This window comes from Streptomyces sp. NPDC048338 (assembly GCF_043201055.1).
Lineage (GTDB): Bacteria > Actinomycetota > Actinomycetes > Streptomycetales > Streptomycetaceae > Streptomyces.
In genome coordinates, this window is sequence record NZ_JBICYQ010000007.1 from 254,867 (window position 1) to 279,470 (window position 24,604).

Here is a 24,604-nt window from a genome sequence, read left to right on the forward strand (position 1 = left end):
GCCTTGCGCAGGAAGATGGGCGCAGGGCTGAGGCTGCAGGAGACGCCCGCGGCCGGGGCCGTACGCCGGGTCGAGGCGCCGGTCCCGAGGGCGCGGCATGCAGCTGCGCTCCGAAGTCCGCTGCGTGGGGGGCGAGTTGCGTGAGTGACAGTCGCAGACCCAAAAATCGAATGCAACCCCGGACTATCTGTAAACTTTCTGACAACCTATCAGGTAAGTGCCCCGAACGGTGCCCGCTCGGATCACCGCTGCTGCCCGGGCGGGCGGGCGGACCACCGCACAGGTGCCGGTGGACAATCCGCGTGCACCGGGCGATCGGGGTGGGGAACACTGTGCCGATGAGCTCCGCAGCCTCCCGGACAGCGCAGGAACGGGCCCTTCGGCATGTCGCGGAACTGGCGTCGGGTCCTCCGATGGACCCGGCACTGCGGGTGACCCTCAACTTCCACCCGGACCGTCTGCTGCACGGCAGGCCGATCCTCGACGCCATGGCCGAGGACGGCGTCTACCACTCACAGTTCGTCACCGGGACCGGCAACGGCGGCCTGACCGCGCATCCGGGCGGCGACCGGTGGCGCTGGGAGAGCCGGATCTTCGACGGGGCGTACGACGAAGCGACCGCTCATGAGCGGCCCGTCTACGGCGCGTTGAACTTCCGTCGCAAACCGGTCGGCGGGGCGCCTCGGTTCGGCTCGGCGCACTTCCGGCTGACGACCCGGACGCTGACGCGCAGCACGTTCTGCTACCCGGACAGTTTCCTCGAACCGTCGGATTTCGGTGTCGCGACCCGCATGGGGCTCATCGCGCTCGCTCTCGCCGATCGCCAGGACCAGCTGGACGATTACATCGAGGCCCAGGTGCACGGACCGGTCCGGCTGCGCTGCCATGTGGAGGCGCTGGTCCTGGATCCGTGCTACCGAGGCACGGCGGTCGAGCACGCGGCTCTGCGTCTCGGCTGCCCGGTGGAGTGGCACCCCGGCTTCCGACTCGGGGTTGAAGAACTCCGACGTCACCCCGGCTACCGCGGTCAGGAATACGTCGACCTGGGCACGCGGATCGCGGTCGACGGCATGCTCGATCCCCGGATCGTCGGAGACGCTGCACGTGCCGGCCTCCATGACCCCCAGGCGGTCAAGAAGGTGTGGCACTACCTGGCGCGATTCGGCGCCATCGCCTCAGTGATCACTGACCGGACAGACACATTCGATTGACCGACCAACCCTTCGAAGAGGCACGCGCCGGCCAGGAGACCCCGGCCGGCTGCTCCCGCGGGGCAGTCGGGCCCTGGTCAGATCGTGACGGGGCCGTGGGCGGTGGCGAACTCGACCGAGACCAGGCCCGGTTCCTCATCCTCGACCCAGGTGACGTCGATCTGGTCGAGGGGGTGGTCGGCCGGTTCGCCGAGGAATTCGGCGATGGAAGCGGCGTCGCCGGCGATGGAGACCCCATGGATGGTGGTGGAGGTGCGCGGGTCGGCGCTCGGGCGCTCCTCGATCGGGACCAACCATTCGAGAAAGTAGGGCAGTTGCGGGTCCTCCATGAGTTCCAGCAGGCCGATCTGCTTCCACCTCAGGTCGAACCCGTCGGGGCGGACACGGTGGCCCTCGGCCGAGGTGCGGCCGAGGCGGGCCTCGACCGGGGCGATGTCGTCGACGGAGACCACCCAACCGAGCCAGCCGCCGCCCTCGGCGGCGCGGCGCGCGACCGCCTGGCCGAAGGGTGCGCGGTCGGCGGCGGGGTGGTCGAGCGTGGTGACGACCTCGACGTAGGCGCCCCCGCTCAGCGGGAGAATGAAATTGCGGGTGCCGAATCGCGGGTGCACGCCCCCGTCGACGAACCCGGCGCCGAGGGCCGATCCGATCCACTGGACGGTCGAGACGAAGCTGTCGCGGGCCACCGCGTAGGACACGTGATCAAGTCGCACTGCGCCATCATCACCCGACAACCGGTACAAATCCCGACGCCACGCCCGCCGCCCCGGCCGCGTCTGCCGTCCTGCCGGGAAGGCCGGGACCCCTAGAGCTCGCGCGCCCGCAGGGTGTCCAGGTGGGCGCGGGCGGCGTCGGCGGCCTGGGTGAACCAGTCGGCGATCACCGCCGTCTCCTCCGGGGTGAAGCGCGCCAGGATGGCTTCCAGCCGGGCGTAGAAGGGCTGATAGAGCTCGACCAGCCGGGCGGCGGCGTCCGGATCGGCCACGACCCGCACGCGGCGCCGGTCGCCGGGGTCCGGGACCCGGTGTGCGTAGCCGGCCTTCTCCAGGCGGTTGAGGACTCCGGTGACGGCGCCGGTGGTGAGGTTCGCGCGCTCGGCCAGGTCGCCGGCCGCGAGGGGCCGGTCGCCCGCGCCGAGGATGTGGCCGAGGCAGGTCAGGTCGGTCACGTTCAGCCCGAGGGCCTGGGCGACCTCCTGCTGGCCGATGAGACCGAGAGCCACGTACGCGTCCATGCGCTGGATCGCCTCGCCGGCGGTGACCGGGGGGCGGGTGTTGCCCTGCACGCGAAGACTCCTTAGCATCTAAGTTACTTAGCTCGTGAGATAAAAGTTCTCTTCCGAGCCTCATCCTGCCTGCTCACATCACTCTCGGGAGCATCCATGAGCGTCCATGGCGACGTCGATCTCGGCCATACGGTGGCCGGCTGGACCGGAACCACCCTGGCCGGGGTGGGCTGCGCCGCGACAGGTGCCGGGCTGTGCCTCGGCCTGGCCCGGGGCGTGTGGCTCGGCGCGCTCCTGCTGGTCGCCGCCGTCCTCGCGACCTGGATCCTGCACCTGACGGGGTGGGGCAAGCCCTCCGGCCCCCGCCCGGCCGATCAGTGGGACTGGCGGGTCCGGGACGCCGGCGCGCGGCACGGTCACCCGGGATGCGTGGGCTGCCGCCTCGCGGGGCGGCGAGGCGCGGCCCGCGAGGCGGCGCGCCCTCACCCCTCCCCCGTGCCCGTGCCCCTCTCCGGCTCGCCCGCCGGCGTCGAGGACGGCCCGCGCGCACCACGGGTGCACGCGGGCCGCTGACGGACCTCAAGGACCCGCCGGATCACCCCGGCCCCGCTCGCCCACACCTTCCCGGCGCGACAGGGAGACCCCGGGAGCGCGACGCCGGGTCACGGCAACGAACGGGTGAGCCAGAAGACTTCACCGTTCTCTTCGGTGGAGACGTGATCCCGTTCGAACCCGAGCTTCTCCAGGACACGGAGCGACGGGGTGTTCCAGACGCCCACGGTCGACCAGAGCCGCTTCCGCCCGGTCGCGGCAGCGGCTTCGAGCACCGCGGCGGCCGCCTCGGTGGCATAGCCGCGACCGTGCGCGCGCTGGAACAGCTCGTACGCGATCTCGGGCTCCTCCAGCGTGGCGCGGCCGATGATCAACCCGCAATAGCCGATGAAGTCCCCTTCGTCACGGCGCTGGATGGGCAGCAGGGCGATCCCCGTCTTCTCCGTCGCCGCGAGCAGTTCCGCTATGGACGACTGGATACGTTCGACCGGGGGCGTGCCGTTGCCGCGTTCGGAGAGGAGAGCGCAGAACTCGGCGGCGTCCGAGGCGGCCCACGGCCGCAGGATCAGCCGCTCGGTCTCCAGGTGGAACGACATCGTCTCGTATGTGGACATGGCCCCTACTCTGCCTCAGGCGTGTCTCCGCGCACCACGGCGATGGGGGCGCCAAGCGGCCGGATCCGGCCGTCGAGGCCGACGGCCACGACCTGGGCGGATCCGTCGGGCGTGCCCGTGATGCCGATGGCGGGAGAGCGGCGGCGGGGCGCCGCGAAGAGGCCGTCGAGGGGCAGGGGTTGCGGGTGGGCGGCGGCTATCGGCGGGTTCGCTGGGCCTCCACGATCTGCCGTACGGAGCCGTCGACGTCCGCCCGGGCCTGGACCCGCTCGGCGAAGCCGGGGAACTGGCCGGCGATGGCGCTGAGCAGCCGCAGCTCCAGCGGCGCCACGTTCACCTCGCACCGGTCGCGGTGCACGGCGCGTACGACGCCGTCGGCGACCTGGCCGGGCGTCACCGTCCGGATGCCGTTCGGCGGTGCGGCGCCCGTGTCCGCGAACATCCCCGCGTCGCGGACGAAGCCGGGCTGGACGAGCGACACCCCCACACCGGTTCCCCTGAGTTCCTGCCGCAGGGCCAGGGCGAATCCGCGCAGCCCGAACTTCGTCGCGTTGTAGAGGGAGGTCGACTTGGTCGCCGCCTTGCCCGAGATGGAACCGACGAGCACGATGTGGCCGCGCCCTCGGTCGACCATGTGAGCCGTGAGCAGCCGGGACAACAGGACGGGCGCGCGCAGGTTCACGTCGAGGGCGCGGTCGAGCTGTTCCTCGCTGTAGTCGAGGAGGTCGCCGCTGGCGGGCAGGGCGGCGTTCGCGACGAGGACGTCCGTCTCGGCGCAGGTCTCGGCGAGCCGGACGACGTCGGACCGGACGGCCAGGTCGGCGACCACGGTGCGGGCCCCGCAGGCGTCCGCGGTGGCCTTGAGCGCCTCCTCCCGGCGGCCGGTCAGTGTGAGACGGGCCCCCTGGGCCGCCAGGCGCGCCGCCAGAGCGGCGCCGATGCCCCCGGTCGCGCCGGTGAGCAGAACGTTCGATCCGGATATGTCCACGATGACTCCCGTACGGCTGCCGCAACTGTTCGTTCGAACGAACAGTAGGGATCGCCCCGCCTCACTGTCCACACCCCGGGCCGCCCGACCACCGGATCCGGCCCGGCCGGCCGGGCCGCGCGATGGGGCAGAATGCCGACATGCCCCACGCTTCCGACACCCGCCAGAGCATCATCGACGCCGTGCTGCGGATCATCGGGCAGGACGGCATCGCCGCCGTCACCAACCGGCTGATCGCCAAGGAGGCCGGCGTCTCGCTCGGTTCGGTCACCTACCACTTCGCCACCCAGCACGAGCTGCTGCGCGAGAGCCTGCTGCACTTCGTGGCCGAGGAGACCCGGCACTTCACGGCGCTCGCCGACGCGTGCACCGACGAGCCCTTCGACATCGGACAGGCGGCCGAGGTCGTGGCACAGGTCGCCGGCGGCAACGCCTTCGACAGCCGCCACATCGCGCCGTTCGAGCTGTACGTCCAGGCGGGCCGCGACGAACGGCTGCGCGCCGCCGCGGCCGAGTGTTTCGCCGCGTACGACCTGCTGGCCACCCGGATCCTGACCCAGCTCGGCGTGCCGGACCCCGAACGCCTGGCGGGCGCGGCCGTGGCCCTGGTCTTCGGCCAGCAGCTGCGCCGTCTGGCCACCGGCGCCCCGGCCGAGGACCTCGTCGACACCCTGCTGATACTGACCAGGTTCGCCCCGCCGCAGGTGTCGTAGGACCTCGGCCCGACGTCGGCCACCCGTCCGTCCGCGCCATGGCGCCGTGCGCTCGGGCCCGCCGAGGCGGGTGCCCGCAGGCCACGGGCCGAACGGGCCGGGCGGGCGTCACCGGGAGCGAGCGCCCTCGACCGTTCCGTGACGCATGGACCCCCCGGGGCCTGACCGCCGCACGGGTGGCAGGCCGGGAGCACCCCTCCTCCGCCACACCTCACCGCGTGGCCAGATCCTGTGATGTAGTGGCCTGACAGCCAATACCGCTGCGCGCCGGACTGCCGGATCGTTGACCACGTCGCGCCGGGAGTCCCCCGGTACGAGAACCACAGAGATCGAACGGAAACGAGGCGGACAGCATGCGCGCGGTGGTCGTGGAGCAGTGGGGCGGACCCGAGACCCTGGTCGAGCGGGAGATCGAGCGCCCGGTGCCGGGCCTGAACGAGGTGCTGGTACGGGTCCACGCGGCCGGTGTGAACCCGGTCGACTGGAAGACCCGCGCCAGCGGCGCCCTCATCGAATGGGGCGCGGCCCCCGTGGTCGGCTGGGACGTCTCCGGCACGGTCGAGGCGGTCGGTCCCGGTGTCGGCGTCTTCCGGCCCGGTGACGAGGTCTTCGGCATGCCGCTCTTCCCCCGTCAGGCCGGTGCCTACGCCGAGTACGTCGTGGCCCCCGCCCGGCACCTCGCCCCCAAGCCCGCCTCCCTCAGCCACGTCGAGGCCGCGGCGCTGCCGCTCGCCGCGCTGACCGCGTGGCAGGCACTCGTCGACACGGCCGACGTCCGGCCGGGCGAGCGCGTCCTGGTGCACGCCGCGGCCGGCGGTGTGGGTCACCTCGCCGTCCAGATCGCGAAGGCCCGCGGCGCCCACGTCATCGGCACGGCCAGCGCGGCCAAGCACGACCTGGTCCGTTCGCTCGGCGCCGACGAGGTCGTCGACTACCGCGACGTCCGCTTCGAGGACGTCGTCGCCGACGTCGACGTCGTCCTCGACGGGCTCGGCGGCGAGACCGCCGAGCGTTCGCTGAAGGTCCTTCGCGCGGGCGGCCGCCTCGTCACCCTCCCCGGCCCCGACGACGTCCCCACCGCCCCGGAAGGCGTCCACGCCCAGTGGATGCTGGTCGAGCCCGACCACCTGGGCCTGCGCGAGATCACCGCCCTCGTCGAGAGCGGCCGGCTCAAGCCCGTGGTCGACACCGTCCTGCCGCTGTCCGAAGCGGCGAAGGCCCACAGCGTCGGTGAGCAGGGCCGCACCACCGGCAAGATCGTCCTCACGGTCGCCTGACCCGGCACTCGCGAGGCCGCACGGCGCACCGGCAGGCCGAGGAGGAAGCGGACCCGACTCCCCGGCCGCCGGTCCGGGCGCACGCCGGCGCCCGCGCGCGCGGGCCACGACCCGCTCCACCGGTCCGGGCGTGCCCGGCGTCGGCCCGTACGGGCGGTGGCCCGGCACTGCCGGCCCTCCGGGAACGGGACCGCCCGCCGGGTGACGCGTGCCGTCTCCCCGGCGGACGGGCGGACGGGTCGTCAATTCGGGTCAACCACAGGCGCGGTCGATCGCGTCACCCCCTTCCCCCCGTGAACGCGGCCTACATTCTCCGGACATATCGCCTCGATCCGTTCGAGGCGGGCAGGTCCGGAGGGTCTTATGAGTGCAGTCGACACCACCCGCGCGGTGCCGCCGGGCGTGCGGCGACGACAGAGCGAACGGCGGCCGGACGGGACGATACGAGGCGGCCTGTTGCCCGTACCGCCGTCCGACGCCGAGAAGTACGGGTACGTCCGGCGCCGGTTGTGGTGCCTGACCCTCACCTCGCTCGTGAGCGTCGGCTGCCTGGCCGTGAGTCAGTACCGGCTGATCGCCTCCACACCGGCCCTGTGGGGGTTCGCCCCGTTCCTGGTACTCACCGCCTTCTATTACCTGATCTCGCTGCACACCAACCTGTTCAGCCGCGACTTCGACCTGTCGTCGCACCGCACGCTCGTCGACGGCTGGCGTCCGGCCACCCCTCCCACCGTCGACGTCCTCCTCCCGGTGTGCGGAGAACCGATCGAGCTGCTGCACAACACCTGGACCCACGTGCGGGCGCTCGCCGACCACTACCCGGGCGTCTGTCTGCCCCTGGTCCTGGACGACTCGGCCGACCCGGCCCTGCGCGCCATGGCGGCCGACTTCGGTTTCGGGTATGCCGCCCGCGCCGATCGCGGCTGGTTCAAGAAGGCAGGCAACCTCCGCTTCGGCTGCGACCGGACCGACGGCACGTACATCCTCGTCCTCGACGCCGATTTCGCGCCCCGCGCGGACCTGCTGCACGAACTCCTCCCCTACCTGGAGGCGGACGCACGGCTCGCCATCGTCCAGTCCCCGCAGTACTTCCGGGTCCTCGACGCGCAGAACTGGATCGAGCGCGGGGCCGGCGCCGTCCAGGAACTGTTCTACCGGGCCGTCCAGGTGTCCCGGCAGAGCAACGACGGGGCGATCTGCGTGGGCAGTTGCGCGGTCTACCGGCGCACCGCCCTGGAGGAGAACGGCGGTACCACCCTCATCGAGCACTCGGAGGACGTGCACACCGGCTTCGACCTCCGGCGCCTCGGCTGGGACCTGCGGTACGTGCCGCTCGCCCTGTCGGCGGGCGTGTGCCCCGACAGCGCCCAGGCGTTCTTCAACCAGCAGTACCGCTGGTGCGCCGGCTCGATGAGCCTGCTCGGCAGCGCCAAGTTCCGGCGGACCGACCTCCGTGCCACCAGCAGGCTCTGCTACCTGTCGGGCTTCTTCTACTACGTCCACACCGCCCTGTTCACCTTCGTGGCGCCCCTGGTCCCGCTGCTCCTACTGCTGGCGTTCCCCGAGAAGGCCAGCGTGGACAGTCTGTGGCTGGTCCTGCCGAGCGTCTTCTACACCACGATCGTGTTCCCGTCGTGGCATCGGGTCCCCTACCGCCTGGAGGCGTGGGCGGTGCGCATGATGTACGGCTGGGCCCACGTGTTCGCGATCTGGGACGCCCTCCGCGGGCGGCGCATGGGCTGGCAGGCGACCGGCTCCTCAGCGGCCCGGCGGAGCGGGGCCACCCGGCACCGGGCCGCGGTGTGGCTGTGGGGCGGCGGCACCGCATTGGTCTGGGTGGCCGCCGCGTTCTGGCGCACGCTCACCCTCGACCCCGTCGACTTCGCCCTCCTGCTGTGCTCCGGACTCTTCTACGCGCTGATCGTGGCGAGGGTCCTGCTGCTCCCCCGCGCGAAAGGTGCCCGCTGATGCGTGCGACCCGTGCCTCTGCCGCTCTGCTCTCCTCCCTCGTCGTCCTCGTCGTCCTCGTCGCCGGCTCCGCCCTGACCGGATGCTCACAGGGGTCCGGTGGCCGGCCCGCCGCCGGTGCGCCGGCGGCCGGGGGTGTCCCGTACGACGTGCGCCCGTTGCTGCGGCCGGAGAAGAAGTACCTCGGGGTCTCCCGGCCCGGCGCGCCGCATTCGATGAAGCCGGCACGCGACTGGGCCGAGTTGGTCGGCAAGGACCCGAACCTGATCGCCTACTACGCGGCCTGGGGCGACGGTTTCGACGCCTCGGGCACCCGCAACGCCTGGAGCGCGGGGGCGCTGACCGTCGTCTCCTGGGAGCCGCAGAACACCACTCTCTCCCGGATCGCCGACGGATCCACCGACGACTACCTCCGCGGGTTCGCGAAAGAGGTCCGCAACCTCAACCTCCCGATCGGGATCAGCTTCGCGGACGAGATGAACGGCGACTGGGAGAAGTGGGGTACCCGTGGGACGACACCGAAGGAGTACGTCCGGGCCTGGCGTCACGTCCACGACGTCTTCCAGGACGTCGGCGCCACGAACGTCATCTGGGTGTGGTCGCCGAACATCATCGAGCCGGAGACCCAGGAGGATCTGAGCCGCTACTACCCGGGCGACGGCTACGTCGACTGGGTCGGCCTGGTCGGCTACTTCACCCGGTGGGATCCGCACACCTTCGACGGTCTCTTCGGGTCGACCCTGGCGGAGGTCCAACGGTTCAGCCGCAAGCCCCGGCTCCTGCTGGAGACGGGCGCCATGCCGGGACTGCACCGCAGGAACGACGTGCGCGCCCTGTTCGACGGCGTCACCGCCGCCCCGGACATCGTCGGCTTCGCCTGGTTCGACCGCAAGGCGCGCGCCGACTGGCGGCTGGCCGTGAGCACCGACGGGGTCGCCGAGTTCCGTCGTCTCGCCGCGAACGACCTCTACGGCTTCGACGTACGGAGAGTGCGATGACCCCCGCGGAACCCACGCTCCGGACCGCCGCCCCGCTGCCGGCCCAGCAGGGCGACCAGCGGGCCCCCGCCTACCACCTCGCCGAGATGCCCGAGTCCGCCTGGAGCCATGCCGGGGGCCGGCGGCGCACCTGGGTCAGCCGGGCGGCCCTGCTGGCCGTCCTGGCCCTGCAGGCGGCGCTGTCCCTCCGGTTGTCCAACACGGCGTTCCAGGACGAGGCGCTGTACCTGACCGCCGGTCACGCCGAGCTGGACCACCTGTTCCACGGCGCTCCCGCGCCACGGCACTACGCCGCCTACTTCTCGGGCTCGCCGCAGCTGTACCCCGTGCTCGCCGCCCTCGTGGACAGCCGGTTCGGACTCCACGGCGCGCGCCTGCTGAGCCTGTGCTTCATGCTCGGCGCCACCGGACTGCTGTACTCGTTCACGCGGCGGCTGTTCAACGAACGGACGGGGCTCGCCGCCGCGGCCCTGTTCGCCGTGCTCCAGTCGACCGTGGTCATGGGGTACTTCGCCACCTACGACGCGCCGGCCGTGTTCCTGCTGGCGCTGGCCGCCTGGATCGTCGTACGCACGGCCCGCGCCGCCGCCCCGGCCGTGCTGCTCGCCGCGCCGGTCATGGTCCTCGCCGTGGGCGTGAAGTACGCCGCCGGCCTGTACCTGCCGACCCTGGTCGCCCTGGCGCTGCTCACGGCGTGGCCGGGCCGGGGCGCGAAGGCACTCCTGCGTCCGCTGCTCCTCGTGGCGGCCACGGGTGTTCTGGTGGCGCTCGGTATCCACGGCACGGATCTGCTGGCCGGCGTGCAGCAGACCACCACCGACCGCGACCACGGCAGCGACGGGGCCGCGCTCCTGCTCGGGCGGTCCGCCGAGTGGGGCGGCCTGATGTTCCTGACGGCGGTCGGCGGCGCGGTCTCGTACGCCCGGCACGGCCGCCTGCACGAGTCGCCGACCGCGTGGCGCCTGGGCGGACCCGGCCGCCGGCGCCGGGCCCTCCTGGGTCTGCTGCTGTGCGCCACGGCGCTGCTCGCCCCGGCGTACCAGGTGCACCTCGGGACCATGGTGTCGCTGTTCAAGCACGTCGGGTTCGGTCTCCTGTTCGCCGCCCCGATGGCCGGCGTCGGCCTGACCAGGCTGGTCGGCGCACATTTCCGTCACCCGCAGCTCGGCATCGCGCTGTGGACGGCCGCCGTGTGCCTCGGCATCTCGCAGGCGGACGGGCGCTTCGGCAACTGGCCGGACTCCACCGGGATGGTCCGGACGATCGCCTCGGAGGTGAACGACCGCGGTCTCTACCTGAGTTCGACCCCTGAGGTACCCGTGTACTACCTGCGCGACAGGACGTCGCCCGACCGGTGGCGAAGCGTCTTCGGCATGGACTACACGAACCCGAGCGGCCACTGGTTCACCGGGGACGACGCCTACCGGGCCGCCGTGCGCGACGGCGCGTTCGACCTGGTCGTGCTCGACGGGTTCACCAACCCGCGCGTGGACCGCGTCATCACCGAGTCGCTGCGTGACAACCCGCACTACCGGCTGCTCGCCCACCTGAGGCCCGCCTCCCCGAGCGGAGACCAACGGCACCATCGCTACCGGATCTGGGTGAAGCACTGACGACCGCTCCCGTGGACGGACGGTGCGGGGTGCGGTCCCCTTCGCCGGGGTCGCCGGCACAGGCCGGAGGGCCCGCCTGACGTGCGACGACGGCCGTGACGGATAATCGCCGACGCACCACAGGAACGGGGGGACGTCCATGAGTTCGGCAGGTCACGGTGACGACGGCATGGCCCCGCCGGAGCGGTTCGAGTGGTTCCGGGACGCGGTGTCGGACCACGTGATGCCGGTGAGCCTCAGCACCGACCACGTCCAGGACTTCCACGCCGAGGTCAGCGCCCTGGACCTCGGTCCGGTGCAGCTCTCGGCCATCACCTACTCGCCGGTCCTGTCGCGCCGGACTCCGGCGCACGTGCGGCAGGGCGACCCGGAGCAGTACCAGCTGGCCCTGGTGACCGGCGGCGCCTTCCGGATCGCCCAGCGCGACAACCATGCGGTCGTCAGCGGAGATCTGATCCTGACGGACACCTCGCAGCCGAGCGAGGGGTGGAGCGGGGACGAGCGCGCCACGGCGCTCATCCTGCAGATCCCCCGCGCGGTCCTGCCGCTCCGGCACGACCAGGTGGACCGGATGGTGGCGCGGCGCATCCCCGCCGACCGGGGAACGGGAGCGATCCTCGGCGCCTTCCTGGGCAGCGTGCACGCCCAGGGCCCGGACTGCGAACCCGCGGAGCTGGCCGGTCTGGGTTCCGTCGCCCTCGACCTCGCGACGGCCTGCCTGGCCCGACAGCTCGGCAGTCCCGACACGGCGCCGGCCGAGGCACGGGCGCAGGAGATGTACCGGCGCGTCACCGGCTTCATCGACAACAACCTCGGCGACCCGGACCTGACGCCCCGGGCCGTCGCCGAGCGGCACAACATCTCCCTGCGCACCCTCCACTCCCTCTTCCGCGACCGTCCCCTCAGCGTGGCGGCCCGCATCCGCCAGGGGCGGCTGGAGCGCGCGTACGCCGACCTCGGGCGCCGGGAGTTCGCCGGCGAGCCCGTGCAGACGATCGCGGCCCGCTGGGGCTTCTCCAGTGCGACGTCGTTCAGCAGGGCCTTCCGCGAGCACTACGGCACCACTCCCACCGAGCGTCGCGCGGCCGGCGCCTGCCCGTCCGGGATTGCACGCGATGTCGAGAAGTCCCGCACTCCCCGCACAGCGACCCCCGGTTCGACGCCCTAGGTTGGAGGCTCGGGGAGGAACGCCGCAGCAGGGGAGCGGCGTTCCCCTCACCCCGCACGGAAGCAGGCCCACCGGTGGGCCGCTGCCGGGACCCGCCGGGACCGCCGAAGAATCGCCGAGCGCACGGCGATGAGTTTCCCCGCGGACGTCGGTCTTAGATCATGCTGGTGCCCGAAGCCGAGGATGCACCACCGGCCCCCCGCTCGGACGGGCGGGCCGCAGACGGACCGACGAACACGGAAGACCGAGGATCCCGCGATGCGTACTCTGATCACCACCGCTTTCATCTCGCTCGACGGCGTCGTGGAAGCCCCGGGCGGCGAGCCCGGATACCGGAACTCCGGATGGACCTTCAAGGACGTCGAGTTCCTCCCCGAGGCGTTCGAGATCAAGGGCCGAGAGCAGAAGGAGGCGGCGGCCATGCTCATGGGCCGCGCCAGCTACCAGGCCTTCAGCCCCGTGTGGCCCGACATGGCGGACTTCGCCGACTACAAGGTGATGCCGAAGTACGTCGTCTCCACCACCCTCACCGAGGACGACCTGGTGTCGAACTGGGGCGAGACGACGATCCTGCGCTCCCTCGACGACGTCGCCGCGCTGAAGGAGACCGAGGGCGGCCCGATCATCGTCCACGGCAGTGCCTCCCTCAACCAGTCCCTCTCCGACGCCGGCCTGATCGACCGTTACCACCTGCTCGTCTTCCCGCTCCTGCTCGGCGCCGGCAAGCGGCTCTTCAGCGCCACGGACAAGGACACCCAGAAGCTGAAGCTGGTCGAGCACGAGGCGTACGCCAACGGCCTGCAGAAGAACGTCTTCGACGTGGTCCGCTGACCCCGCGGCCGGGACGTGCTCCGGCGCTCGGGGACGCGCCGCCCGGCGGTCGGGGAGCTCAACCACCGCCGGACGTCCGGCGCACGGCGCACCGACAGGGGCCGGCGCTCGGGCGGGGGCGTGCGGCCGCCGCCCGAAGTCCACCCGGCCGGCAGACACGCGACCTGGGCCGGGACCCGGTCCAGGAAGTATGATCAAGCGATGTCTGACTTGACCGACACCACGCCCGGCTGGCTGAGCACGGACGAACTGAGCAGCGCCAGGGCTCGGATGCCCATCCTCTACGTCGAGGCCGTACCCGTACGCGTGGACGACAGCGGTGAGGTCGTCAGCATCGGTGTTCTCCTCCGGATCGGTGCGGAGGGCAGGATCAGCCGCACGCTCGTCTCCGGACGCGTCATGCACCACGAACGCGTCCGCGACGCCCTGCTGCGCCATCTGGAGAAGGACCTCGGCCCGGTGGCCCTGCCCCGGATCCCCGCCTCCCTCCAGCCGTTCACGGTCGCCGAGTACTTCCCCACGGCGGGCATCACCGCCTTCCACGACCCGCGCCAGCACGCCGTGTCCCTGGCGTACGTCGTGCCGGTGACCGGCGACTGCCGACCCCGGCAGGACGCCCTGGACCTGGTCTGGATCACGCCGCAGGAGGCGGCCTCGCAGGCCCTGCAGAGCGAGATGCCCGGCGGCCACGGCGTACTGCTGAAGCAGGCTCTCGCGCACGTGGGACACACGTACTGACGCCGTGACGCATCCTGCGGGCGACGCCCTTCCGCGGGGTCGCCCGCGCGGGGCCGGCGGGCACGCGGACACGAGGTGCGTCGCGTACGGGTGGCCTTCCCCGGGCCGGTCCCGATCGGCCGGCCGTACGGCGCCGTGAGCGCCGACGCGTTCCGGGCTCAAGGAGCGGCAGGGGCGGGCGCCTGCGTCGCGAGCCGGCGGAGGGCGGCCCGGTCCGTCTTGCCGTGGGTGTCGCGGGGCAGCGACTCCAGGTGCACGAAGCGCCGGGGCAGCAGGTGCACGGGCAGCGTGAGGCGCAGTGCCCGGACGAGGTCGCGCCGGTGCACGGGGCGGCCGGTGTAGCAGGCGACGAGTTCGGCGGCCTCTCCGCGTGCGTCGACGATCACGACGGCGTCGACCACGTCGGGAAGACGGCGCAGAGCGGTCTCGATCTCGCCCGGTTCGATCCGGAAGCCCATGATCTTCACCTGGTCGTCGAGCCTGCCCAGATGGACCAGCTGTCCCTGTTCCAGACCGACGCGGTCCCCGGTGCGGTAGTGGCGGGAGGGGTCGGGGCGGCCGGGGCCGGTGTGGCCCAGGAAGCGGCCGGCATCGTCGGCCGCGTCGAGATACCCGTCGAAACGCTGGGGGCCGCGTACGCACAGCTCGTTCAGGTCCGGGGTGACGAGGTGCTCCAGGCTGCCGTAGACGCGGCCGATCGGCACCGTGTCGTTGGCCGTGCGGGGCCAGCGGCGGGGGTCCCGGGGCAGCCGATAGCCGGTACAGCCCACGGAGAGCTCGCTGGGCCCGTAGACGTTGTCGATCAGCGAGTCGGGCACCGCCGTGTGCCACAGGGCCGCCTGTTCACGCGTCAGCTGCTCCCCGCCGAACATGCTCTGGCGCAGGGCGGGCACCGGCCGGGTGGGCAGGGTGCCGAACCGGGCGCTCACCGAGATGGCCGAGGGTACGGAGAACCAGTGCGTGAGGCTTCTGCGCCCGAGGTACTCGGCGGGGTCGAACATCTCGGACCGGTCGGCGACCACGAGGGTCGCGCCGCCGCCCCAGGTGACGAAGAGGTCGAAGACGGAGGCGTCGAAGGTCAGGTCGAAGGTGTGCGACATGCGGCAGCCGGGGCCGATGCCGTACCGGGCGATGTTGTGCTCGACGAACGGGACGACGTTGCGGTGCCTGACCGGAATCCCCTTGGGCCGGCCGGTCGTTCCCGAGGTGAACAGGACGTACGCGAGCCGGTCGGGTTCCGCCGCGTACGGGGGGAGGTCGCCCCGGGGCGTGGCCGCGAGTGCCTCGTCGGGCGTCGGCGTCAGAGTGGGGAGGCCGGCCGCCCAGTCCGGGCCGGGGTCCGGCCACACCGTCGCGTCGGCCAGCACCAGGTCCACGCCCGCCAGTTCGCGCACGTCGTGGATGCGGGCGGCCGGATAGGCGGGGTTGAGGGGTACGACGGCCGCTCCGAGCCGCAGCGCGGCCAGGTAGCCCACGCAGGCTACGGCTCCCCTGGGCGCGAACAGGCCCACCCGGGCGATCGGTCCCGCCGTGTCCGCGATCCGCCGGATCCGCTCCGCGAGGGCCTCCGCGGCCGTCAGCAGGTGGCGGTAGCTCACCGTTCTGCCGGGCAGCTCCAGGGCGGGCGCCTCCGGAAGCCGCTCCGCGGTACCGGCGACCAGCCGGTAGAGGGTGGTGCTCATGAACGGTCCCCCTGGGGCTGCCTTCGGGCACGCGCCGGAAGCGCTGCCGGGTCGGTGGGGGCGGGCGCAGCCTCGCCGAGGACGCCTCGCGTCCAGGCGACGGCATGACACAGCGCGTCGAACAGCCTTGCTCCGTCGCCCACTTCGCCCCCCGTCGGTCGGCCCGACCGCCGGAGGCCCCCGGTGCGCGGTCACGGAGGCGAGCAGTCTCGCGTTCCGTTCGGCGGCGGCGGTGGCGACCGCGGCGTCGAACAGTTCGGCATCGTACTGGTGCACAGGCACGATGTCCCCGGTCCGCGCGGGGTCGTCGGGCAGGGACCGGGCGCCCGGCGGAGGGAGCCGCGCTGCCGCGAAGCGCCCCGGACCCGGCGTCCGGTCCTCGGCGGGGCCGCGTCGGCGGGCGTGGTCAGGTGGTGGGGTGGCCCGCGCCGTCCGTGCGGTCCGCCTGGCTGGAGAACTTGTTCAGGAAGACGTCGTACCGGCCGTCGGTGCGCTGGGTGACCGTCGCGCCGTCCTGCCAGATGCCGTTCTCCGCCCACCACTGGGATCCCGTCGGGTCTCCCTGGTTCTGGTGGACGTTGTGCATGCCCAGGTCGCCTTCGGGGTCGTCGTCGAAGGGTTCGCCGAAGACGAGGATGCGCCGCCCCGCCTCCAGGATCTCCTCCAGTGCGGCGGCGGCGTCGACGTTGGAGCCCGCGTGCCACGGCCGCGAGCCGAACAGGCCGAGGAGTTCCTGCAGCCAGTCCGGCGGGCGGCGCCGGAAGAGTACGCCGGAGTGGTCCACCAGCGCCGGGTGGCGGAGGTAGTCCAGTGCTCCGGAATCCGGGGTGCGGGCCAGGTCGTGGTAGCCCGGGGCGAGGGCCGCGGCCGGACCGAGGGAGGCGGCGTCCAGGGTGAACGCCTTCCACTGCACACCCACGTTGGACTTGTGGCTGTCGACGTCGACGGCGCAGTGGTAGCGCCCGGCGGGCGCGTCGACGTCCAGGTTGACGTGGAACCAACGGCCCTGGCTGTCCGGCTGATCGCGGTGGTACCCGTGGAGCGTCCCCGCGAGCACCCCGTAGCGTGCGAAAGGCATACCGCCAGTGAACCACCGACGACGACGCTCCGCCCGACGATGATCACGTTCCGTGGCGGCTGCGGTCGTCCGCGAAGTCGCGACCGGGCGGGGACGTGATGTCCGGGCGGGGGAAGAACTCCCGTCGGCAGTGCGGGTGGGCGAGGGGATGGTCGAGTGCCTCCCGGACGGTACGGAGGGTGCCGTGCGCGCGGTCGGGGTCGTCGTGGCCGGCCCACCCGCAGTCGGGGCCGTCGTACACCTCGATCCAGGTGCAGTGCAGGTCGCCGGCGGCGGTGTGGAGCGCGCCGGTGTGAGCGGTGGAGAGTGCCTGCCAGGAGAGGGCGTCGCGGGCCCAGGACTCCACGGGACGGCGGACGCCGTCGGCGTCGGCGACGGTGTCCAGCGGGTGTTCCCGCAGCAGGTTGTTCCCGTCGAAGCGGGGGACGCTGAACCCGTCGGCCCGGGCACGGGCGACCGCGAGGGCGGCGCGGAGGAACGCGCGGGCGCGCCGCACGGCTTCGACGTGGCGTGCGGTGAGGTCGCCGTGGAACCGGGCCGTGAGGGTGGTGAGCGCGGTCTGGTGACGGGCCGTCCAGGTCCAGGAGCGCTGGGGCCGGTCCACGTGGTGGAGGACGGCGAGCGCTCCCTCGCGATACGCGGCGGGCAGGTCGGTGGCCGCCCAGCGTTCGGTGAATCCGGCGACGGCCCGGTCGAAGGAGGCGACGGCCTGGTGGAAGGCGAGGGCGGCGGCGCGGGTGAGGGCGAGGGCGCTGCGGCCGGGCCGGATCACGGCGAGCGCGGCCAGGAGCCGCGACTGCGCCGTGGTGAGGATCCGCCAGGCGGCGGTGACGCGGGCGGTGGCGTCGGCGACGAGGGCCACGAGCCGGGCCCGGGCGGAGCTGCGGCGCAGCGAGGTGGTCATCAGGACCCTCCGGCGGGACGGGCGGGCCCGGGGACGCCTGCCCGGAGGCGAGCAGGCCACGCGCCGGGGCCGGCGTGGTCGGTGGCGAGGGCGGTGCCGATGCGGCTGATCGGCCCGGTGCGTACGGCGGCGTCCATGCGGCTCCTCCGAGGGTCGAGTGGGAAGGACGGGCGGATGCGGGCCCGACTCCGGCGCCCCACCGGGGCCGGGCCCGTACGCGCTCGACGTCCGCCGGTAGCCTCGGCGGACGTGGCGTCCGGTGTCGCGTCTCCCCTCCTTCCTGGCCGTGGTGCGGGCACGGCCGGTCTGGCCACCGATACGGATTCCGGGGCCGGCGTACTCAGTTCACGCGCACTCGGTTCGCGGGAGTTCTCGCCGACGGCTTCGTCTCGGGGGCGCGCGACGACGGGGAGTGCGGCAGCGTGCCCGGACGGCATAAGGTCGGCCCCGCGCGCGCCGCGCGGGTCGCCGGCGGCCGCGTGTGGCATCGGAACGGACCGGCGTCGTGGACCGGCGTCGTGAACGGACGGACTCGTATGGAACTGCTCCCCTTCGCCGCGGCGCACGCCGACACGGTGGCGGGCTGGCCGGTCTCCGCCCAGGAGGTCGTCATGTGGTGCGGGCGGCAGGAGTTCCCGCTGGCCGCGCGGACGGTCGCCGAGTGGCAGCGGGACGAGGACGTGCGGGCGCACGTCCTCGTGGTGGGTGCGGACGTCGTCGGGTACGGCGAGTTGTGGTTCGACGCCGAAGAGGACGAGGTCGAGCTCGCCCGGATCATCGTGGCTCCGGGCCGCCGCGGATCGGGATGGGGCCGCGCTCTCGTCCGCGGGCTTCTCGCGCACGCGGTCGCCGCGGGCCACGCCGACGTCTTCATGCGGGTCCACCCCCTCAACGCGGCGGCTCTGCGCTGCTATCGGGGCGCCGGATTCGTCACCGTCGACGCCGATCTCGCCGCGACCTGGAACGCCGCCCAGCCGACCGCCTACGTCTGGCTGCGGTACGAGGCGGACACTCCGGCGACCGGCTGAGCACCGGCGGACGACACGGGCTCGCCCGGTCCTCCTGCTCATGTCGCACGCCGGTGCGGTGGAAATCATCATCGAGGCGCATGAACGGGTGCGCGGGCGACGTGATGATGGCGCGTATGGCAGCAGACATCGGCATCCTCGCCCAACGGACCGCGGACCGGCTCGCCGAACGGCAGGTCGGGGTCGTGGTGGCCGCCGTCGCGGGCGGCCACGTGGAGATCAGGGGCGCGGGGAGCACCGGCGGCGACACCGGCGGAACACCGGACGCGCACACCCTGTTCGAGATCGGTTCGGTGACCAAGACGTTCACGGCGCTGGCGCTCGCGCGGATGGCGGCCGCGGGCACCGTGCGTCTCGACGATCCGCTGGCCGGGCTGTTGCCCGACGGCGCGGCGGTACCGTCCCGGGGCGGCCGGCAGATCACCCTGCGGCATCTGGCCACCCACACCTCCGGTCTGCCGCGGCTGCCCAAGGGGATGCTGCTCCGGGCGCTGCTGCGTCCCGGGACCCCGGACCCGTACGCGGGCTGCACCGCCGACGTCCTGCTGTCCGGCCTGGCCCGTACCCGCCTCGGTGCCACGCCCGGGCAGCGCGTCCGCTACTCGAACCTCGGAGCCGGACTGCTCGGGCTGGGCCTCGCCCGCAGGGCCGGCACGGGCTACGAGCAGCTGATCACGGAGCAGATCTGCGCCCCGCTGGCCATGACCGACACCGCCGTGACGGTGGATGCCGCCCGCGCGGTGCGGGCGGCCGGTGGGCACGACGGCAGGCGGCGGCCCACCCCGCCGTGGAACCTGGCCGCCCTGGCCGGCGCCGGCGCCCTGCGGTCGACCGCGACCGACCTGGTGGCCTATGTCCGCGCCCAGCTGGACGGCGGCCCGCCGGAGCTCGCGGAGGCGATCAGGCTCAGCCGGGAGGTCGAGCACCGCAGGAGCCCCTTCGCATGGATCCACCTCGGCTGGATGGCGCACCGCCTGCACGCCCGCCAGGGTGCCCGTCTGCAGATCTGGCACAACGGCGGCACCGGCGGGTTCAGCTCCTTCGTGGGCTTCGACCCGGAGACGGGGACGGGCGTCGTCGTCCTCGGCAACACGCGGCACTCGGTGGACGCGCCGGCCTTCGGGCTGTTGCGCGAACTGCAGGCCGCGCGCTCCTGAGCGGAGCCGCACGCGGCGGAAGCCGGCAGGAGCCGGCGGGGACAGCCGGAAGCGGCGGGGAACGGTGGCAGCCTTGCCGGAGCCTGCGGGAGCGACGGGCCGCCGAGGCCGCGGCGCCCCCGTGAGGCGGCCCCGGCGCCGGGCGAAAGGGAAGCCGCGCGCCCCGTCCGTCGCCCGGCTGCCGCGTCCGGCTCGCCCGAACGCCGCCGACACGATGGGATCGGCAGGGTGCGAAGCAGCGATCCAGGGGCAGGCGAACAGTGATCGCGGCAGACCGCTCGGAGCCGCAGAGAGGGATGAAGACCATGACACGACCCAGGATCCTCGTGGTCGGAGCAGGTTTCGCCGGCGTGGAGTGCGTCCGTCGGCTGGAGCGGAGGCTCTCCCCCGGCGAGGCGGACGTCACCCTCGTGACACCGTTCGCCTACCAGCTCTATCTGCCCCTGCTGCCCCAGGTCGCCTCCGGCGTGCTCACGCCCCAGTCGATCGCCCTCTCGCTGCGGCGCAGCAGCAAGTACCGCACCCGGATCATCCCGGGCGGGGCCATCGGGGTGGACCTCAAGGCCAAGGTGTGCGTGGTGCGCACGATCACCGACGAGATCGTCGACGAGCCGTACGACCACATCGTGCTGGCCCCGGGAAGCGTGACCCGGACGTTCGACATCCCCGGCCTGACGGACCACGCGTTCGGCATGAAGACGCTCGCCGAGGCCGCGTACATCCGCGACCACGTGATCTCACAGCTCGACCTCGCCGACGCCAGCAAGGACCCGGCCGAGCGCGCCTCGCGCCTGCAGTTCGTGGTGGTCGGCGGCGGCTACGCGGGCACCGAGACCGCGGCCTGCCTGCAGCGGCTCACCCACGCCGCGGTCAAGCGATACCCGCGGCTGGATCCAAAGCTGATCAAGTGGCACCTGATCGACATCGCGCCGAAGCTGATGCCCGAACTCGGCGACAAGCTCGGCCGCAGCGCACAGGAGGTACTCCACCGGCGCGGCATCGAGGTCTCCCTGGGCGTGTCCATCGACAAGGCGGCGGCCGAGGAGGTCACCTTCACGGACGGGCGGGTGGTGCCCACCCGCACGCTGATCTGGACCGCGGGTGTGGTGGCGAGTCCGCTCATCGCGACGCTGGGCGCCGAGACGGTCAGGGGACGCCTCGCGGTGACTCCCGAGATGTGCCTGCCGGGCGACGACGGCGTCTTCGCCCTCGGCGACTGCGCCGCCGTACCCGACCTCGCCAAGGACGAGGAGGGCGCGATCTGCCCGCCCACCGCACAGCACGCGATGCGGCAGGGCCGGCACGTCGCCGAGAACGTCATCGCGGCCCTGCGCAAGCAGCCGTTGAAGCCGTACGTCCACAAGGACCTGGGACTCGTCGTCGACCTCGGAGGCAAGGACGCCGTGTCCAAGCCGCTCGGTGTGGAGCTGCGCGGCCTGCCCGCCCAGGTCGTGGCCCGCGGCTACCACTGGTCGGCGCTGCGTACCGGCGTCGCCAAGGCCCGGGTGGCGACGAACTGGCTGCTCAACGCGGTCGCGGGCGACGACTTCGTCCGCACCGGCTTCCAGGCCCGGAAGCCCGCCAAGCTGAAGGACTTCGAGTACACCGACAGCTACCTGACGCCGGACCAGGTGCGGGAGCACGTCGAGGGGTCGCGCCGCGGGTGATCCGTTGGTGATCCGGGGTGCCGGGGCGACCCGCCGGTGCTCCGGGTCGATCCCGGGGCCGGCCGCCGGTGCGAGGGGGGCGGCGGCCGCACGTGGGCACGCCGCCGCCGCGCCGCAACACACCCGGTCCGACGCGCCGCCGACGGCCTCCCGTGGATTCCTCGTCCGGGCCGGTGCACGACGGAAGGGGGCGCGGCACAGGCCGCGCCCCCCTCCCGCGTGCCCCCCCGGCGCCGGGCCGCAGGGGGGGGGGGGGGGGGGGGGGGGGGGGGGGGGGGGGGGCGGGGGGGGGGGGGGCGGGCCCCCCCCCCCCCCCCCCCCCGGGGGCCCCCCCGCCGGCGCCGGGCCTCAGGTGACGGCGGCGAGGTGGGCGAAGACGACGAGGTTGTCCTTGTAGTCGCGGGCCTTCTTGTCGTACACGCCGGCGCAGGTGATGAGGCGGATCAGCGGCCGGTCGGTGTCGGCGTACACCCGGTCGTCCGGGAAGGCGCCCTTGGAGAAGGTCTCGAGCGTGTCGACGGTGAAGGTGGCCGTGCGGCCGTCGGCCCGCCGGACGTCGAAGCGGTCGCCCGGAATCAGCCTGTCGAGTCGGGCGAAGACGGCGGCGGACGTCTTGGTGTCCACGTGGCCGGCGACGATGGCGGTGCCGCTCTCCCCGGGGCTCGTGCCGTCCGCATGCCATCCGACGAGGTTGGTGTCGTTCGCGGGCGGGGCTTCGAGTTGCCCTCCGGAGTCGATCGCCAGATCGGTGAACGGAGCGTCCACGCCGATCCGGGGAATCACGAGCCGTACCGGCGCCGAGCGGGGCAGCGAGAGCGGTTCCGCGGGACGTTCGGAGGCGCGGGCCGGTGGTGCCGAGACCGGCGGCGCCGGCGCCGGTGGCACGACCGGGTCCGGTGTCGGCAGCCTCCCGAAGAGGCTCAGTGCGAGCACCACCAGGCCCAGGGGCCACAGGATCGCGGCGATCTTCCGTCGCCGACCGCGGCTCTCTCCGAGGGGAACCGTCTTCCGGGACATCCGCCACCTCCGCGGCGCGCACAGCATCGAGTGCGGTCCGAGTCCGTCCGACCGCTCGTGTGGGGGCGGTGGCCGCCGTGTGCTGTCCGTCGCCGGACGGCGGCCACCGCCTGCCCCTGCTCATCGCAGGGGTGTCCTACCTGGGGGAAGCTCAGGCCGTGGCACCGGCCCGGCGGCGGCGCAGCAGGTAGACGCCGGCGCCGGCACCGCCGAGGAGCAGCAGGCTCGCGGCGGCGACGTTGGTACCGGAGTCGGCGAGGCCGCCGCCACCGGTGTGCACGCCGCCGTGCGGCTTCTCGTGCTCCTTCTTCGGGTGCTCCTTCTTGTCGGACGGGTCCGCGGCGCGCTTGTCCTTGTCCCAGTCACCGTCGTTCACGAGCGACAGCGCGCCACCACCGGTGTGCACACCACCGTGCGGCTTCTCGTGGTCCTTCGACCACTTCCCGTCCTTGTCCTTCTCCTTGTCCCAGTCACCGTCGTTCACGAGCGACAGCGCGCCACCACCGGTGTGCACACCACCGTGCGGCTTGCCGTGGTCCTTCGACCACTTCCCGTCCTTGTCCTTCTCCTTGTCCCAGTCACCCTCGCCCACCAGCGACAGCGCACCACCACCGGTGTGCACACCACCGTGCGGCTTGCCGTGGTCCTTGCCGTGGTCCTTGTCGTGCTCCTTGTCGTGCTCCTTGCTGTGCGACGAGTCGTCCTTGTCCCAGTCTCCGAGGGGTGCGGCGATCGCCGTGGGGCCGGCGATCGTGAGCGCCACCGTGGCGGTGGCGGCGAGAAGGATGCGGGCTGAGCGCATGATCTTTCCTTTCGTCGCCGGCGGCGTCAGCTGACCGTTCGTCGGCTCTTTCTCTACGCGGCGGCGACTGAACCACCGTCGAATCCCCAGTGAGGTGGCGCCACCGGGGGACGCCCGGGACAGGGCTCAACGAGTGGTGCTTCGCCGTCGGTCATCCGTTGGGCGGTACGCCACACCGTGGCGGTGTTTGACGGGGCGACAGGCGGTGCGGGTCGGCATGTCGAACAACCGTGGCGCCGGGCGTGGGCCGGCCCGGGCCGGGGCGGCTCATCGTTTCGGCTCGTCCGGCTTGCGGCCCCAGACGGTGAGCATGCCGGCGGACAGCGCGGCACAGGCGTCGGAGTCCAGGTACCGGATCGCCGCGTCGACGTCCTCGTCGTCGACCTGGCCGGTGGCGGTCATCGCCGCTCTGCCGCGGTCCCATGTGTCCGCCCAGAAGCGGCTGATGGGGCTGCCCGGTACCAGGGGCGGCACGTGGATCTCCGCGGCGACCTGGTCGAGTCCCGCCGCGCGCAGCAGGTGCGGGTAGGAGGGCACGCCGGAGACGTCGGTGCCGATGGTGGCCCGCAACCCCTGCCACATGGCCCGCATCGCCGTGGTGTACGGCGTGTCGGGGGCCCGGTCGCTCGTCAGGTCGACCGCGTCGCTGAGGACCAGGACGCCGCCGGGTTCGACGAGTTCGGCGAGCCGGGTGATCAGCTGTTCGCGCTCGGCCAGATGCATCAGGACGAAGCGCGCGTGTACGAGCCGGAACCGGCCGGGGTCGAAGTCGGGGGCGGTGAGGTCGGCCTCCAGCACGTCGAGCCCGGGCACGGGACGCTCGGCGAGGAACCGTACGTCGCGGTCCACGGCGAGGACGCTCGCCACCTCGGCGTCGGCCAGCAGGCGGCGGGAGACGGTGCCCGTGCCGGCGCCCAGGTCGAGGCAGTGCCACCCCGGACCGGCTCCCAGGGCAAGCAGCCGCGCCACGGTGATGTCGTCGTAGGCGAGGGCACCGAAGTCGATGCGTTCGCCCTCGCCCGCCTGTTCGGGGCGGAAGACGGCCTCGCCGTAGCGGCCGCCGCCGGGCGCCTCGCCGCGCGGGACGGCGGTCACGTCGTCGCCTGCGGGGCGCCGAGGGTATCGTGCGGCCCCACCGGTCGGGGCAGCGGGTCGTCGAACATATTCATGGCCGGACCTCTTCGCGCGCTGGTGCGGTATCCGGCGGCCCGTGCCGGGCCCGCCGCACCGATCCTCCACGGGGGGTCGCCCGCCCCGGCGAGGCGCGCCGGGCCTGCGCCGATCGGCCCAAGCGGGTGCCGCGGCGACGGGGACGGGCGGGCGGATCCGGCGGACAGGACACCCCCTACGGCGAGGCGGGGTCGGACGGGGAG

Annotated in this window: 23 protein-coding genes; 13 read left to right on the forward strand and 10 right to left on the reverse strand. The window is 73.0% G+C overall.

Features of this window, described 5'->3' with window-relative positions:
- Positions 1 to 413: 413 nt before the first annotated feature.
- Positions 414 to 1,211 (forward strand): DUF3626 domain-containing protein, encoded by a 798-nt coding sequence (locus tag ACGFZF_RS18545; protein ID WP_393555337.1) that lies wholly within the window; start codon positions 414 to 416, stop codon positions 1,209 to 1,211.
- A gap of 77 nt (positions 1,212 to 1,288) precedes the next feature.
- On the opposite strand, the gene ACGFZF_RS18550 is transcribed toward ACGFZF_RS18545, so the two are convergent.
- A complete protein-coding gene (locus ACGFZF_RS18550) occupies positions 1,289 to 1,924 on the reverse strand; it encodes a VOC family protein (protein WP_393555339.1) in 636 nt (211 codons plus the stop codon).
- A gap of 92 nt (positions 1,925 to 2,016) precedes the next feature.
- Positions 2,017 to 2,496, reverse strand: a complete 480-nt coding sequence (locus ACGFZF_RS18555; protein ID WP_393555341.1) for a MarR family transcriptional regulator — start codon at positions 2,494 to 2,496, stop codon at positions 2,017 to 2,019.
- Between the two features lie 96 nt (positions 2,497 to 2,592).
- Between ACGFZF_RS18555 and ACGFZF_RS18560 the strand changes: the two genes are divergently transcribed.
- Complete coding sequence (locus ACGFZF_RS18560) at positions 2,593 to 3,009, forward strand: HGxxPAAW family protein (RefSeq protein WP_393555343.1); 417 nt, start codon at positions 2,593 to 2,595, stop codon at positions 3,007 to 3,009.
- 89 nt (positions 3,010 to 3,098) lie between these two features.
- Here ACGFZF_RS18560 and ACGFZF_RS18565 read toward each other — a convergent pair whose 3' ends face one another.
- Together ACGFZF_RS18565 and ACGFZF_RS18570 are read right to left on the reverse strand one after the other, a co-directional pair.
- Positions 3,099 to 3,602 (reverse strand): GNAT family N-acetyltransferase, encoded by a 504-nt coding sequence (locus ACGFZF_RS18565; RefSeq protein WP_393555345.1) that lies wholly within the window; start codon positions 3,600 to 3,602, stop codon positions 3,099 to 3,101.
- A gap of 196 nt (positions 3,603 to 3,798) precedes the next feature.
- The gene (locus tag ACGFZF_RS18570; protein ID WP_393555347.1) at positions 3,799 to 4,590 is read right to left on the reverse strand and encodes an SDR family NAD(P)-dependent oxidoreductase; all 792 of its coding nucleotides are present in this window, start codon (positions 4,588 to 4,590) and stop codon (positions 3,799 to 3,801) included.
- A 140-nt stretch (positions 4,591 to 4,730) separates the two neighbouring features.
- Between ACGFZF_RS18570 and ACGFZF_RS18575 the strand changes: the two genes are divergently transcribed.
- The 8 genes from ACGFZF_RS18575 to ACGFZF_RS18610 all read left to right on the forward strand — a co-directional run bounded on the left by ACGFZF_RS18575 (position 4,731) and on the right by ACGFZF_RS18610 (position 13,896).
- The gene (locus ACGFZF_RS18575) at positions 4,731 to 5,303 is read left to right on the forward strand and encodes a TetR/AcrR family transcriptional regulator (protein ID WP_393555349.1); all 573 of its coding nucleotides are present in this window, start codon (positions 4,731 to 4,733) and stop codon (positions 5,301 to 5,303) included.
- A gap of 353 nt (positions 5,304 to 5,656) precedes the next feature.
- A complete protein-coding gene (locus tag ACGFZF_RS18580; RefSeq protein ID WP_393555351.1) occupies positions 5,657 to 6,580 on the forward strand; it encodes an NADP-dependent oxidoreductase in 924 nt (307 codons plus the stop codon).
- A 363-nt stretch (positions 6,581 to 6,943) separates the two neighbouring features.
- Positions 6,944 to 8,548, forward strand: a complete 1,605-nt coding sequence (locus ACGFZF_RS18585) for a glycosyltransferase family 2 protein (protein ID WP_393555353.1) — start codon at positions 6,944 to 6,946, stop codon at positions 8,546 to 8,548.
- Positions 8,548 to 9,546 carry a glycoside hydrolase family 26 protein gene (locus tag ACGFZF_RS18590; RefSeq protein ID WP_393555355.1) on the forward strand — a complete coding sequence of 333 codons (999 nt, stop codon included), beginning with the start codon at positions 8,548 to 8,550 and terminating at the stop codon, positions 9,544 to 9,546. Before ACGFZF_RS18585 ends, ACGFZF_RS18590 begins: the two co-directional genes overlap by 1 nt.
- Complete coding sequence (locus ACGFZF_RS18595; protein WP_393555357.1) at positions 9,543 to 11,159, forward strand: ArnT family glycosyltransferase; 1,617 nt, start codon at positions 9,543 to 9,545, stop codon at positions 11,157 to 11,159. The genes ACGFZF_RS18590 and ACGFZF_RS18595 overlap by 4 nt, the downstream gene beginning before the upstream one ends.
- A 139-nt stretch (positions 11,160 to 11,298) precedes the next feature.
- Positions 11,299 to 12,327 (forward strand): helix-turn-helix domain-containing protein, encoded by a 1,029-nt coding sequence (locus ACGFZF_RS18600; protein ID WP_393555359.1) that lies wholly within the window; start codon positions 11,299 to 11,301, stop codon positions 12,325 to 12,327.
- A gap of 258 nt (positions 12,328 to 12,585) precedes the next feature.
- A complete protein-coding gene (locus ACGFZF_RS18605; protein ID WP_393555361.1) occupies positions 12,586 to 13,158 on the forward strand; it encodes a dihydrofolate reductase family protein in 573 nt (190 codons plus the stop codon).
- A 210-nt stretch (positions 13,159 to 13,368) separates the two neighbouring features.
- A complete protein-coding gene (locus tag ACGFZF_RS18610) occupies positions 13,369 to 13,896 on the forward strand; it encodes an NUDIX hydrolase family protein (protein WP_393555627.1) in 528 nt (175 codons plus the stop codon).
- A 158-nt stretch (positions 13,897 to 14,054) separates the two neighbouring features.
- Here the strand turns inward: ACGFZF_RS18610 and ACGFZF_RS18615 are convergent, their stop codons facing one another.
- The 3 genes from ACGFZF_RS18615 to ACGFZF_RS18625 all read right to left on the reverse strand — a co-directional run bounded on the left by ACGFZF_RS18615 (position 14,055) and on the right by ACGFZF_RS18625 (position 17,560).
- Positions 14,055 to 15,578 (reverse strand): AMP-binding protein, encoded by a 1,524-nt coding sequence (locus ACGFZF_RS18615; RefSeq protein ID WP_393555363.1) that lies wholly within the window; start codon positions 15,576 to 15,578, stop codon positions 14,055 to 14,057.
- 406 nt (positions 15,579 to 15,984) lie between these two features.
- Entirely contained in the window at positions 15,985 to 16,656 is a 672-nt protein-coding gene (locus ACGFZF_RS18620; RefSeq protein ID WP_393555365.1) for a DUF2278 family protein, read from the reverse strand.
- 43 nt (positions 16,657 to 16,699) lie between these two features.
- Positions 16,700 to 17,560, reverse strand: a complete 861-nt coding sequence (locus ACGFZF_RS18625) for a hypothetical protein (protein WP_393555367.1) — start codon at positions 17,558 to 17,560, stop codon at positions 16,700 to 16,702.
- Between the two features lie 536 nt (positions 17,561 to 18,096).
- Here ACGFZF_RS18625 and ACGFZF_RS18630 point away from each other — a divergent pair.
- The 3 genes from ACGFZF_RS18630 (at position 18,097) to ACGFZF_RS18640 (ending at position 21,412) form a co-directional block, all read left to right on the forward strand.
- A complete protein-coding gene (locus tag ACGFZF_RS18630) occupies positions 18,097 to 18,588 on the forward strand; it encodes a GNAT family N-acetyltransferase (RefSeq protein WP_393555369.1) in 492 nt (163 codons plus the stop codon).
- Between the two features lie 116 nt (positions 18,589 to 18,704).
- Entirely contained in the window at positions 18,705 to 19,745 is a 1,041-nt protein-coding gene (locus ACGFZF_RS18635; RefSeq protein ID WP_393555371.1) for a serine hydrolase domain-containing protein, read from the forward strand.
- A gap of 296 nt (positions 19,746 to 20,041) precedes the next feature.
- Entirely contained in the window at positions 20,042 to 21,412 is a 1,371-nt protein-coding gene (locus tag ACGFZF_RS18640) for an NAD(P)/FAD-dependent oxidoreductase (RefSeq protein WP_393555373.1), read from the forward strand.
- 348 nt (positions 21,413 to 21,760) lie between these two features.
- On the opposite strand, the gene ACGFZF_RS18645 is transcribed toward ACGFZF_RS18640, so the two are convergent.
- The 3 genes from ACGFZF_RS18645 to ACGFZF_RS18655 all read right to left on the reverse strand — a co-directional run bounded on the left by ACGFZF_RS18645 (position 21,761) and on the right by ACGFZF_RS18655 (position 24,326).
- The gene (locus ACGFZF_RS18645) at positions 21,761 to 22,429 is read right to left on the reverse strand and encodes a class F sortase (RefSeq protein ID WP_393555375.1); all 669 of its coding nucleotides are present in this window, start codon (positions 22,427 to 22,429) and stop codon (positions 21,761 to 21,763) included.
- 151 nt (positions 22,430 to 22,580) lie between these two features.
- The gene (locus ACGFZF_RS18650; RefSeq protein ID WP_393555377.1) at positions 22,581 to 23,231 is read right to left on the reverse strand and encodes a hypothetical protein; all 651 of its coding nucleotides are present in this window, start codon (positions 23,229 to 23,231) and stop codon (positions 22,581 to 22,583) included.
- Between the two features lie 267 nt (positions 23,232 to 23,498).
- Positions 23,499 to 24,326, reverse strand: a complete 828-nt coding sequence (locus tag ACGFZF_RS18655; RefSeq protein ID WP_393555379.1) for a class I SAM-dependent methyltransferase — start codon at positions 24,324 to 24,326, stop codon at positions 23,499 to 23,501.
- Positions 24,327 to 24,604: the final 278 nt, after the last annotated feature.